This is a genomic window from Pleomorphomonas sp. PLEO (genome assembly GCF_041320595.1).
Taxonomy (GTDB): domain Bacteria; phylum Pseudomonadota; class Alphaproteobacteria; order Rhizobiales; family Pleomorphomonadaceae; genus Pleomorphomonas.
Genome location: NZ_CP166625.1, coordinates 879,322 through 891,371 on the forward strand (window position 1 = coordinate 879,322; position 12,050 = coordinate 891,371).

Annotated in this window: 12 protein-coding genes; 8 read left to right on the forward strand and 4 right to left on the reverse strand. The window is 64.1% G+C overall.

Annotated elements, in window-relative coordinates:
* Window positions 1-69 precede the first annotated feature (69 nt).
* The 4 genes from gluQRS (at window position 70) to metW (ending at window position 3,434) form a co-directional block, all read left to right on the forward strand.
* On the forward strand, window positions 70-969 hold the full coding sequence (gene gluQRS / locus AB6N07_RS03855; protein ID WP_370676492.1) for a tRNA glutamyl-Q(34) synthetase GluQRS: 900 nt from the start codon (window positions 70-72) through the stop codon (window positions 967-969).
* A 56-nt stretch (window positions 970-1,025) separates the two neighbouring features.
* Complete coding sequence (locus tag AB6N07_RS03860) at window positions 1,026-1,451, forward strand: hypothetical protein (RefSeq protein ID WP_370676493.1); 426 nt, start codon at window positions 1,026-1,028, stop codon at window positions 1,449-1,451.
* 139 nt (window positions 1,452-1,590) lie between these two features.
* The gene (locus AB6N07_RS03865; protein ID WP_370678189.1) at window positions 1,591-2,802 is read left to right on the forward strand and encodes a homoserine O-acetyltransferase; all 1,212 of its coding nucleotides are present in this window, start codon (window positions 1,591-1,593) and stop codon (window positions 2,800-2,802) included.
* Entirely contained in the window at window positions 2,799-3,434 is a 636-nt protein-coding gene (gene metW / locus AB6N07_RS03870; protein ID WP_370676494.1) for a methionine biosynthesis protein MetW, read from the forward strand. Before AB6N07_RS03865 ends, metW begins: the two co-directional genes overlap by 4 nt.
* 6 nt (window positions 3,435-3,440) lie before the next feature.
* Here metW and AB6N07_RS03875 read toward each other — a convergent pair whose 3' ends face one another.
* Window positions 3,441-4,199 (reverse strand): methyltransferase domain-containing protein, encoded by a 759-nt coding sequence (locus AB6N07_RS03875; RefSeq protein ID WP_370676495.1) that lies wholly within the window; start codon window positions 4,197-4,199, stop codon window positions 3,441-3,443.
* Window positions 4,200-4,409: 210 nt separating this feature from the next.
* Between AB6N07_RS03875 and gloB the strand changes: the two genes are divergently transcribed.
* Window positions 4,410-5,180, forward strand: coding sequence for a hydroxyacylglutathione hydrolase (gene gloB / locus AB6N07_RS03880; protein ID WP_370676496.1), 771 nt, complete (start codon window positions 4,410-4,412; stop codon window positions 5,178-5,180).
* Here the strand turns inward: gloB and AB6N07_RS03885 are convergent.
* Window positions 5,173-6,066, reverse strand: a complete 894-nt coding sequence (locus AB6N07_RS03885; protein WP_370676497.1) for a DMT family transporter — start codon at window positions 6,064-6,066, stop codon at window positions 5,173-5,175. The genes gloB and AB6N07_RS03885 overlap by 8 nt on opposite strands.
* Window positions 6,067-6,214: 148 nt before the next feature.
* On the opposite strand from AB6N07_RS03885, the gene AB6N07_RS03890 reads away from it, so the two are divergent.
* Window positions 6,215-8,347 (forward strand): putative bifunctional diguanylate cyclase/phosphodiesterase, encoded by a 2,133-nt coding sequence (locus AB6N07_RS03890; RefSeq protein ID WP_370676498.1) that lies wholly within the window; start codon window positions 6,215-6,217, stop codon window positions 8,345-8,347.
* A gap of 94 nt (window positions 8,348-8,441) precedes the next feature.
* On the opposite strand, the gene AB6N07_RS03895 is transcribed toward AB6N07_RS03890, so the two are convergent.
* Together AB6N07_RS03895 and AB6N07_RS03900 are read right to left on the reverse strand one after the other, a co-directional pair.
* Window positions 8,442-8,999: an HNH endonuclease gene (locus AB6N07_RS03895; protein ID WP_370676499.1), complete on the reverse strand. Its 558-nt coding sequence runs from the start codon at window positions 8,997-8,999 to the stop codon at window positions 8,442-8,444.
* 173 nt (window positions 9,000-9,172) lie between these two features.
* On the reverse strand, window positions 9,173-10,030 hold the full coding sequence (locus AB6N07_RS03900; RefSeq protein WP_370676500.1) for an SDR family NAD(P)-dependent oxidoreductase: 858 nt from the start codon (window positions 10,028-10,030) through the stop codon (window positions 9,173-9,175).
* A gap of 103 nt (window positions 10,031-10,133) precedes the next feature.
* Between AB6N07_RS03900 and AB6N07_RS03905 the strand changes: the two genes are divergently transcribed.
* Both AB6N07_RS03905 and ispG read left to right on the forward strand, forming a co-directional pair.
* Window positions 10,134-10,652, forward strand: coding sequence for a Fur family transcriptional regulator (locus AB6N07_RS03905; protein WP_370676501.1), 519 nt, complete (start codon window positions 10,134-10,136; stop codon window positions 10,650-10,652).
* 13 nt (window positions 10,653-10,665) lie between these two features.
* Window positions 10,666-11,922 (forward strand): flavodoxin-dependent (E)-4-hydroxy-3-methylbut-2-enyl-diphosphate synthase, encoded by a 1,257-nt coding sequence (ispG, locus tag AB6N07_RS03910; protein WP_370676502.1) that lies wholly within the window; start codon window positions 10,666-10,668, stop codon window positions 11,920-11,922.
* Window positions 11,923-12,050: the final 128 nt, after the last annotated feature.

Genomic DNA, 12,050 nt, shown 5'->3' on the forward strand with positions numbered 1-12,050 from the left:
ACATCTCGAACGTATACTGTCCAGCCTGCCAGAAGCCGGCAGCAGCGCCGGCCAGCCAGCCACTTGAGAATGACTGTTCCCGTCTTCCGTTTTGCACCATCTCCCAACGGTCCGCTGCACCTCGGCCATGCCTTGTCAGTGCTGATCAATGCCGACATGGCGGCCGAGACCAACGGCCGCATGCTCGTCCGCATCGAGGACGTCGATATGACTCGTGCCCGGCCAGAGCACGAGCGCGCCATTCTCAATGATCTCGATTGGCTCGGCGTCGTTTACGAGAGGCCGGTGCGCCGCCAATCCGAACATGCGGAAGATTATGCCGCAGCTCTCCACAGCCTCGTCGAACGTGGGCTCATCTATCGTTCCTTCCTGAGCCGGACAGAGATCGCCGCTGCCATCGTCGCCGAGGAGACGCGGAGTGGCCGGCCATGGCCGCGCGATCCGGATGGCGCGCCGCTCTATCCGTCGATCGACCGCGACCGGCCTGTCGGCGAGGCGGATGCCCTTGCCGCCGCCGGCCGGCCCTATGCGCTGCGGCTCGACATGCGCAAGGCTGTCCGGCTCGCCGGATCACTTTCCTGGCAGGAATTCGGCGACCGCTTCGTTGGGCCGCATGAGACGATCGTCGCCGACCCCTCTGCCTGGGGCGACGTCGTGCTCGCCGGCAAGTTCGCGCCGGCCGCCTACCATCTCGCCGTCGTCGTCGACGACGCGCTGCAAGGGGTGACCGATGTCGTGCGCGGTCGCGACCTCTATTTCGCCACTGCCGTGCATCGCCTGTTGCAGACGCTGCTCGGCCTGCCGGTGCCGCGCTACCATCACCACCGGCTGATCATCGATATCGACGGCCGCAAGCTGTCGAAATCGAAGGGCGCGGCGGGCCTTTCGACCCTGCGCGCGGCGGGCCTGACACAAGCGGAGGTCAGGCAGATGGTCGGGCTTGCGGGGGCAGGGGTCTCCGGCAAATAATCGCGTTGCGCGGTTGAGTTATTTGCGAGATCGATGCGACACCCCGGAGCGTTTCCATGCGTACGCTGCTGTCGGCCCTTGTTTTCCTGCTCCTCTCGGGCAACCTGTCGGCCTTTGCCGCCGACGGTGTCCCGGCCTATGCCGATCTTCTCGCCAATTGTGCCACCTCGAACGACGCTGCCTGCCCTGGCCAGCAGACAGCGCTGGCGCCGCAATGGCCGAAAGCCCTTTCCGGCAGCCTTCCCTCTCTCAGAAACTTTGCCTTCTGTCTCGCCGACGGCTGCTATGGCGCTTTCAAGGTTGACCCCGTTAGGGCCTGTGCCCTCCGTATCGTCGTCGCCGCGCTCGGCGACAGGCCGATTCCCACGGAGGATCGCGACAATTTCGAACGGGAATGTGGCCCGCTTGGCGCCGACGATCAGCAGACCGCCAAAGTCGCGGCGCGCGATCTGGTTCGCGCCATCCGCCAAGGCGCGCCTTGAACGATCGTTCCGTCGGGCACTCGATGGTCGGAGTGCCGATTTTCTTGACATTTGGCGTCCTCGTTCCGATAGCTAACCACCTTCGGGGCGACAGGCATGGCGCATGTCGTCCGAAAGCTGCCCGGATGCTGAAGAGACGATGCTGGACGCGACACTTACCGAGACCGATGCGCAGACGAGCCTGCGCCGCAACGAGGCCGACAATCCTTCGAGCCTCGTCATGCGTTTCGGTACGGATGCGCCGCTGACACTCGATGCCGGTCCGGCGATCGCTCCCTGGCAGATCGCCTATCAGACTTATGGCGAACTCAACGCCGATCATTCCAATGCCATCCTGATCTGCCATGCGCTGACTGGCGACCAACATGTTGCCAGCACCAATCCGGTCACCGGAAAGCCGGGGTGGTGGACGCTGATGGTAGGCCCCGGCAAGCCGATCGACACTGATCGTTTCTTCGTCATCTGTTCCAATGTGCTGGGCGGCTGCCTCGGCACCACAGGGCCGGCCAGTACCAATCCGGAGACCGGCCAGCCCTATGGCCTCGATCTTCCGGTGGTCACCATCGCCGACATGGTCCGGGCGCAGGCCATGCTGGTCACCGCTCTCGGTATCGACCAACTGTTCGCAGTGGTGGGTGGCTCGATGGGCGGTATGCAGGCGCTGCAATGGACGGCGAGCTATCCCGAGCGCGTCTTCTCGGCGGTGGCGATCGCCTCCAGTTATCGTCATTCCTCGCAGAACATCGCTTTCCACGAGGTGGGGCGGCAAGCGGTCATGGCCGATCCCGACTGGTGCGGCGGCCGCTATCTCGAGGCCGGTCGTAACCCGAAGAAGGGCCTCGCCGTGGCGCGTATGGCGGCCCACATCACCTATATGTCCGACCGTTCTCTGCATCAGAAGTTTGGTCGTAACCTGCAGGATCGTGAGGCGGTCGCCTTCGGTTTCGATGCCGATTTCCAGATTGAAAGCTACCTTCGCCATCAAGGCATGACCTTCGTCGATCGGTTCGACGCCAATTCCTATCTCTACGTCACCCGTGCCACTGATTATTTCGACCTTGCCGCGGACCATGGCGGCGTGCTCGCCAATGTTTTCAAGGGAACGAAGACGCGCTTCTGCGTGCTCTCCTTTACGTCCGACTGGCTCTATCCGACCCCGGAGAGCCGGGCTGTGGTGCATGCCCTCAATGCCGCCGGCGCGCCGGTCAGCTTTGTGGAGATCGACAGCGATCGTGGCCATGACAGCTTTCTGCTCGATATTCCCGAACAGTTTCGCATCGTGCGTGGCTTCCTGACCGGCGCGGCGCGGGCGCGCGGCATTGCCGGACCGGCGGCGGAGAGCATTCGATGACCGACCTCGCCGATCTTGCATCCGACGTTCGCATCGACCTCAAGCTGATCGCCGATCTGATCGAACCCGGCTCGCGGGTGCTCGACATTGGCTGCGGCGACGGCGCTTTGCTCGAACTTCTGGAACGGACCCGCGGCGTCGATGCGCGGGGTATCGAGATCAGCCAGGAAGGCGTCAATGCCGCCGTGGGGCGCGGTCTGTCGGTGATCCAGGGCGATGCCGATAGCGACCTCGTGCAGTATCCGGATCAGTCCTTCGATTACGTGGTGCTGAGCCACACCATCCAGGCGACGCGCAACGCCCGCCGCGTGCTCGACGAGATGCTGCGCATCGGTCGCCGCGTCGTCGTGTCGCTGCCCAACTTCGGGCATCTCGACGTTCGCTTCCGCTTGATGTTCCTTGGCCGGATGCCGGTGAGCAAGCGTCTGCCCTACTCGTGGTACGACACGCCCAACATCCATTTCTGCACCATCCGCGATTTCGTCGAACTGGCGGAAGATGTCGGCGCCCATGTCGATCAGGCGGTCGTTCTCGACGGGGCCGGCAAACGCCTGCCGTTCAGCCTGCCGTGGATCGTCTGGAATATTCTCGGGGCGCAGGCGGTGTTCCTGTTGTCGCGCAACGGCCGCTAACACGCTTCAACTGGTGGGGCCGGTGCGGTGCGGGCTCGGCAGGCCGGCCGGCGAGGGCAAAAGGACCGGTCGGATCGCAGGCGAGCGGACGCGGCGGATCACTGGTACGCCCTGGTGAAGATGCTTGGCCGCCTCCACGAGAATGACGCCGGCAAAGGCCGGCCACAGGCGAGCGCCGATCGCTTCCCAGCGGGCGCTGGCATGCATGAAGTGGCGGCGCGGCACCGGCATCACGTAGAGCGCCTCGTCCCAGGCGGTGGGCGAGAAGGATGTTTCCCGCAGGAGCTTGGTGATCTGACCACGCGAGAAAGGCCGGCCATAGCCGAAGGGCGAGGTGTCGACGCGCGCCCAGAGGCCGCGCCGGTTGGGCACGAGGGCCAGTATTCGGCCGCCCGGTGACAGCACGCGCCAAGCCTCCTTCAGCAGTTCAGCCGGATCGTTGGCCATCTCCAGGGCGTGGACGATCAGCAGCCGGTCGATCGAGGAGTCCGGCAACGGCAGCATGTCGTCGCAGACCAGTGCCGAGGCGGACGGGCCACCGGCGGGCCAGTTGACCGCCCCCTGAGCCGCCGGCATCAGCGCCAGCGTACGATCGGCCTCGTCGCGGAACGGGGCAAGATAGGGCGTCGCGAAGCCGAGGCCGGCCAGCCGGTCGCCGGTGACGCTCGGCCAGATCTTCCTGAAATGATCCGTAAGGATGGGCCGGATGACGTGGCCAAGGTCGCTCGAATAGAAGTCCCTGAGATCGACGACGTCGAGAAACATGCTGAGCTCCGGGGCGCCCTTGCCCTTTTCGCCATATTGATCGACTGTCGCTTCACCGCAATGGGCGGCCAATGCCTTTTTTCGCTAGAGCATCATCCGACCGGAGTGAAACGAGGATCGACAAGATGATGCTTCCAAAACAAGAACCTAGAGCGCCGATCTGATTCAATCAGATCGAACAGCGCTCTAAGCCGGTAAAGGAGGCTACCGATGGTCCCGAAGATCGACGTCATCGCCTGTCTCAGCGACAACTATGCCTATCTCCTCCGCGATGAGGAAAGTGGCGCGGCTGTGGTCATCGATGCCCCGGAAGCGGCGCCGATTCTTGCCGCCGTCGAAGCGTCCGGTGGTCGGCTCGATGCCCTTCTTCTCACCCATCATCACGGTGACCATATCGAAGGCGCTGCCGAGATTACCAAGCGCACCGGGGCGCGGCTCATCGGCGCGGCGGCCGACGCTCACCGGCTGCCACCGCTCGGCCAGGCGGTGGCCGATGACGAGAGCTTTTCCGTTGGTCCGTTTGGGTTCAGGGTCATTGCCACACCCGGTCACACGCGCGGGCATATCGTCTACTACGCGCCGGCTGCGCGGGCGCTGTTTTCCGGCGATACGCTGTTCTCGCTCGGCTGCGGCCGCCTGTTTGAGGGCAGCGCTCAGGATATGTGGGAGTCGCTCCTGCGCATCGCCGCGCTGCCGCCAGAGACGTCAGTCTATCCGGGACACGAATACACGGCGTCCAACGGACGCTTCGCGCTGGCGGTCGACCCTGCCAATGCGGCTTTGGCCGAGCGGCTTTCCGAGGTGGAAGCGTTGCGCGGCGCCGGTCAGCCGACGGTGCCGGTGACACTCAAGCGGGAGCTTCTCACCAATCCCTTCCTGAGAGCCGGCGATCCCCGACTTGCGGAAAACCTGGGATTTTCGGGCCATCCGGCGGTGGAAGTGTTCGCCGAACTGCGCCGCCGCAAGGATACGTTCAAGTAACAGCCCGGCGTGGCTTGCGCCGGAACGGCAGTGCGTCCCAGGCGGCGACAACCGCGCCGAGGGTGACGAGGGCGCAGGCGAGCGCCGTCGTCCAGCCGAGTGTGCCGTAGCCGGTGAGCGTGAGCAGCAGGGTCGACAGTACCGGCGTCGCATAGGCGGCGGTACCGATGAGCTGAATGTCGCCGTGCTTGACGCCGTGGTCCCACACGAAGAAGGCGAGCCCAACCGGAAAAGCGCCGAGCAGCAGCACCATCAGCCATTGAAACGGGTCGGCCGGCAGCACCGTCTGTTCAAAGGCGAAGTGACAGACAAGGCTGAGAAGCGCGGTCGCCAGGCAGAAACCGGCAACGGCTTCCGAGGGTACGCCGGCAAAACGTCGCGAGATCACCGAGTAGGCGGCCCACACGACGGCGGCGAGAAAGGCAGCCAGATAGCCCAAGGCATAGCCGCCGTCGAGCGATAGCGATCGGCCGGCCGTTACCAGAAGCGCCGCGCCGGAAAAGCCGAGCACCACACCCGCGAAGTGGTGAAAGCGCAGTCGCTCACCGGGCAAGAGGCCGGAGAACAGCACGATCAACAGTGGCCAGAGATAGTTGATGAGGCCGGCCTCGACCAGCGGCGCGGTGCGCAACGCCGTGAAATAGAGGGCATGATAGCCGAACAGGCCGAGCGTGCCGACCGCCCAAACCCGGAGGGGTTGCCTCAAAACGCCAGTGCGACCGCGGGCGATCAGCCAGATCGTGGCGATCGACCCGGACAGACCGAAGCAGAGCGCGTTGAGCAGAAAGGGCGGTACAGCGCCCGAACCGCCGGTGAAAACACCCAGCATCGACCACATGACAATGGCGGCAAGGCCGATCAGGGTGGCGCGGGCGCGGTTCGACATGAGGTGGCCTGATTTCCTGACGGTCTGAGAGTCGGTCCCGGAGAGGGGCGTGACGGGTCAGCATTTTCCCGAGAGTCTACGGAGGAATTTGCGAGCCTTTAACGGTATCGCGCTAGGCTGCGCAATATAGAACTAATGGATCATTGCATTGTTTTTTACCAATCGCCGCTGGATGGAGTTCGTCTTCGGCGTGGTCGTCCCGACCGCGCTGACAGCGCTGGCCGCTGCCGCGGTGGTCTATCTGGCCATGGCGCGCATGGCGGCGGAGGTAAACGACATCGACCGCCACGGTATCGCACGCGTGGTCGACGTGCTGAAGGACGAGGCCCTCGCCCGTATGGGGCTCACCGCTAGCGAGTTCACCATCTGGAATGCCGCTGTCCTGAATAAAGGCGATGCCACCTTTGCGACCGGTGATCCGCGTCTTCCGACCGAGAGCGGTCATTCCTTTGATACGCTTCTGATCATCGATGCCGATGGCACCCCGATACAGGCCTTTCACGAGGGCAAAGTGGCTGGGCCGGACAATATCGGGATCAGCCGGGCCGACGTCGTCGCTCTTATCGCGGCGGAGCGATTGCGGCCGCACCAGGCCGCGTCGGGATTTGTTCAGTCGCGTCTAGGGCCGCTTGTCGCCGGTCTGCATCGGATCGAGGCGGGCGATGCCGCGCAATCCGGTCTTTTGCGCTACGTGATGGTCGGGCGACCGATGACCGAGACGCAGTTCACGGCCATGGCCGAGGCGCTCGGTGTCCGGCATCTGACGTTCGGTCCGGTTCCGGTTGGGACCGACGCGGTATCCTTGATCTCGGCGGCGGGTAACGTCGTCGGTTCCATCGGCTGGGAGTCGCGCGTCTCCGGTACTGAAGCGATGGAGCGCGCCCGCTTGCCGGTGCTGGCGGTTCTGGGGCTGCTGTTTTTGGTGATGGGCGTTCTCGTCGTCACCATCTGGAAGATGATGAGTGGCCTGCGCCACGATGAGACGGCGGCTCGCCACGCGGCGAGCCATGATCCCCTGTCCGGCCTGCCGAACCGCGCCTCTTTCCACCAGCGGCTCGCCGCCGCCTATGCCGGCCCCAGCCATCCCATTGCCGTGCTGTTCGCCGACCTCGATGGCTTCAAGGATGTGAACGACACCTATGGCCATGATGTCGGCGACAGGTTGATCCGGGCGACGGCGGCGGGATTTCGGGCGCTGGTTGGCAGCAATGGCACGCTGGCCCGTCTCGGTGGCGATGAGTTTGCCGTGGTGGTCGAGGGGAGCGAGGCAGCCGAGCGGGCAGGTGCCCTCGGTGAAAGCTTTGTCGACTTCCTCGATGAGGCCTTCGATTTCGAGGGTAGGACGGTGAAGGTCGGGTGCTCGATTGGCGTCGCCGCCGATGCGGCCGGCGAGCTGACGCCCGGCGAATTGGTGCGCCGGGCCGATGTTGCCATGTATGTCGCCAAGGCCGGTGGCAAGAACCGCGTCGATCTCTACGATGCCAGTATGGACGCCGATCGCCAGGCGAAGGCGACGCTGGCCGCCGAATTGCGCGAGGCGGTGGTGAACGACGGCCTTCAGGTGCACTATCAGCCGGTCATTTCGGCAAAAACCGGAAGCATTTCCGGTGTTGAAGCGCTGGTCCGCTGGATCCGTCCATCCGGTCCGGTCAGCCCGGTGGTTTTCCTCGCCATTGCCGAGGAGGCGGGGATGAGCGACCTGATCGGCACGTATGTGCTGCGCCGCGTTGCCCGTGACGCCAAGGCGTTCGGCGGGCTCAAGATGGTGGTCAACGTATTTGCCACCCAGTTTCGCGATCCCGGTTTTCCCGATGCCCTCGGAGCCATTCTCAAGGCGGCGGGCATGCCGCCGGATCGGCTGGAAATCGACATTACCGAAAGCTTCCTGGCATCCGAACCCGAACGAGCGCGCCGCAGCGTCGAGGCGCTGCACGAGCTCGGTGTGTCAGTGGCGCTCGACGATTTCGGCACAGGTTTCTCGTCGGTCGCCTATCTGCGCCGGTTCGCCTTCGACAAGGTGAAGATCGACCGCTCGGTGGTAATCGACGTTATCCGAGACCCGGCGTCGCAGAGCCTCGTGCAAGCGGCGGTGGCGTTGGCCGAGACGCTGGGCGCCGAGGTGACCGCCGAGGGCATCGAGATGGCCGAGGAAGCTGAGGCGCTGAAGCGGGCCGGTTGCCACGAACTTCAGGGCTATTATTTCGGCGCGCCGACCGTGCGCTCGGAAATCCTGCGTCGCATTGACCGTGAGCGGCGGGCGATCGGGCAGTTGAGCGCCTAGAGCAACGCGCGTTCTGACGAACGCAAATCGTTGCTTTCGTTCTTTGCTGTCGCATCGCGCGGAAAACCGGTTGCCACTTTTCCGCACTATCCCCCTAGGGATCGAGTTCGACATCCCAGTAGAGAAAATCCAGCCAGCTTTTGTGAAGGTGGTTGGGTGGGAACAGCCGGCCGTTGTTGTGAAGATCATGGACGGTGGGCGCGAAGGGCGGGCCGGCGAGCGTCATCCCAACCTCCGACACCGTCTTGTCGGCCTTCTTGAGATTACAGGCAGAACAGGCCGCGACAACGTTCTCCCAGGTGGTCTGGCCACCCTTGGAACGCGGGATCAGGTGATCGAACGTAAGGTCCTCGTGGCCGCCGCAATACTGACACTCGAAACGATCGCGCAGGAAGACGTTGAATCGGGTGAAGGCCGGCTGGCGCGTCGGCTTGACGAAGGTCTTGAGCGAGACCACCGACGGTAGATGAAACTCGAAGCTCGGGCTGCGGACCAGCACGTCATATTCGGAGACGATGTTGACCCGGTCGAGAAAAACCGCCTTGATCGCATCCTGCCAGGACCACAGCGACAAGGGGAAATAACTCAACGGACGGTAGTCGGCATTCAACACCAGCGCCGGGTGTGCGTCCGGCGAGACGGCGATCGTCACCTCACGCTCTCCTTCACCGAGGCGGCGTACGAGCCGGCCCCACGCCCACATACTCTACGCTGATGATGTCGGTGATGTGAAGCTGAAAGCGGCGGTTTTCCGCCCGTTTCGCAAGCAGGCTTTAGGCTGGATTCGTGGCGGTGGGCGAGCAGCTAATATATTGCCTATGCTGGTTAATTGCCGGATTTTGCCGCACGATACAGCAAGCTTACGAACCAGGAGGCCGGCAGGAGATGCTTGACGACCGCCGCGCCCTTGGTGAGCCAAGTCACCCGGTAATAAGGCCTTGGGCTTGCTGATTCGCAGGCGTGAACGAGGCATTCCACCACCGCTTCCGGCGGTTTTCGGAAGAAGGATGCCTCCGGCGGTCGCTGCATGTCGGCCAAACGCTGGCGATAGCCCGCTGCGTTGGCGGAGCCCTCCACGTCAATGTTCTCGTGGAATCTCTTCATCGCGGTCGACGAAAAATTGGTGGCGATCGGCCCCGGCTGGATCGTCGCGACGTGGATGCCGGCGTCGATCAGCTCCAGGCGCCAACTGTCGGCCAGGCCTTCAATGGCGTGTTTGGAGGCGTTGTAGGCGCCTCGGTAGGGCATCGACAGGAAGCCGAGGATCGAAGAGCACATGACGATGCGCCCGGCGCCGGCGCCGCGCATAGCGGGGATCAGGCGGCGTGTGAGGTCGTGCCAGCCGAGCACGTTGACCTCGAACACATGCCGCAGCACCTCGGTGGAGAGATCCTCAAGCGCGCCGGGCTGGCCGTAGGCACCGTTATTGTAGAGTGCGCCGAGCCGCCCGCCGGTCGCTTCGAGCACTGCTTCGGCGGTCGCGGCGATCGAGATTGGGTCGGCATAGTCCATCAGGAGCGGCGTTACGCCCGGAATACTTGAGAGGCGCTCCCGATCTTCTTCACGGCGCACCGTTGCGAATACCCGCCAGCCGCGTCCGGCCATGATGGTGGCAGCTGTAAGACCGATTCCGGAGGAGGCGCCGGTGATCAGGATGCTGCGGTCGACGGCGGGAAAGCGCATGGCAGTCCTTTGGCTTGGGAAGAGGTGCCGATCGGCGCGACAATCAGTCTTTCTCCGGACGGCTCGGCCGACTATATACTGTGTCTGACGCTTGGAGAGAACCTTGCTCAACGATTCCGACCACGATCATCAAGCCTGTCGCAGCCGCGCCGTTGCCCGCGCCGAGGAGCGCTGCCGCGACGAGGGGCTGCGCCTCACAGAACAGCGGCGGCAGGTGCTTGAAGCGATGCTGGAGAGCCATGCGCCGGTGTCGGCCTACGAGATCATGGATCGTATCGGCGGAAAGACACGCCGGCCGAGCCCGATCTCGGTTTACCGCGCCCTCGATTTCCTGGTCGCCCACCGCTTCGCCCATCGCATCGAGAGCCGAAACGCCTTCCTCGCCTGCATTGATGAACACGGCCACGCCGCATCCGGTCCGGAGGCCCCGTTGGTGTTCCTTCTTTGCGAGGGTTGCGGCTCGGCGACTGAGGCCGAACCCACCGAACTTGGCGGCCTGCTGGCCGGCATCGCGGCGGCCGAGGGCTTTTCGCCATCGGCTTCGGTTCTCGAAGTGCGCGGCCTGTGTGCCGCCTGCCGGACGGGCGCTCATCACCACGACCATTCGCACAGCCATAGTTGAGGATTTCCGACGCATGTCCACCTCTTTCGGTCCGGCGCCGCGTCGCCGCTCGGTTCCCGTCGTTGTCGGCAATGTGACGATCGGTGGCGATGCGCCGGTGGTTGTCCAGTCGATGACCAACACGGACACCGCCGATGTCGACGCCACTGTGGCGCAGGTGATGGCGCTGGCGCGCGCCGGCTCGGAGCTTGTGCGCATCACCGTCGATCGCGACGAAAGCGCCGCGGCTGTCCCGCGCATTCGCGAGCGTCTTGATCGGGTTGGCGTCGACGTGCCGCTGATCGGCGATTTTCACTTCATCGGCCATCGACTGCTCGCCGATTTCCCCGACTGCGCGGCGGCGCTCGCCAAATATCGCATCAATCCCGGCAATGTCGGCGTCCGCGCCAAGCGCGACCGGCACTTCACGGACATCGTCGAGATCGCCGCCCGCCACGGCAAGGCGGTGCGGATCGGCGTCAACTGGGGTTCGCTCGACCAGGAGCTGGCAACGCGCTTGATGGACGAGAACAAGGCCAAGGGTTCGCCGATGACGGCGCAGCAGGTGATGCGCGAAGCGATGGTACAGTCGGCGTTGCTGTCGGCCGCCCGTGCCGAGGAGATCGGTCTTGCCCGCGACCGCATCGTGTTGTCGGCCAAGGTCAGCCAGGTTCAGGATCTCATCGCCGTCTATGGCGAGCTCGCGGCGCGCGGCGATTACGCCCTCCATCTTGGCCTCACCGAGGCCGGCATGGGGACCAAGGGCGTCGTCGCCTCCTCGGCGTCGATGGGCTACCTATTGCAATACGGCATCGGCGATACCATCCGCGTGTCCTTGACGCCGGAGCCGGGCGGTGACCGCACGCGCGAGGTCATCGTGGCGCAGGAACTTCTGCAGGTCATGGGCTTCCGCAGCTTCGTGCCGATCGTCGCGGCCTGTCCCGGCTGCGGCCGCACCACCTCGACGGTGTTCCAGGAACTCGCCAAGACCATTCAGGATCAGATCCGCGATGCCATGCCCGAATGGCGGCAGCGCTATCCCGGCGTCGAGGCGCTGCAAGTGGCGGTGATGGGCTGCATCGTCAATGGGCCCGGCGAATCCAAGCATGCCAATATCGGCATATCCTTGCCCGGCACCGGCGAGAATCCGGCCGCGCCGGTGTTCATCGATGGGGAGAAGGCTGCGACGCTGCGTGGCCCGACCATCGCCCGCGATTTCCAGACGCTGGTGCTCGACTATATCGAACAGCGGTTCGGCGATGCCGCCAACCGCAAGCCGGCAGCGGAATAGCCTAGTGGAGCGAATTTGACATTTGAGTTCCGCCTGACATAAAGCTCGCGGTCAAATGTCAAATTCAAAAGCTCCACTAGAAACAATAACTTGCTAGTGGTTCTTATGACTCCGACATTTGCTCCGAG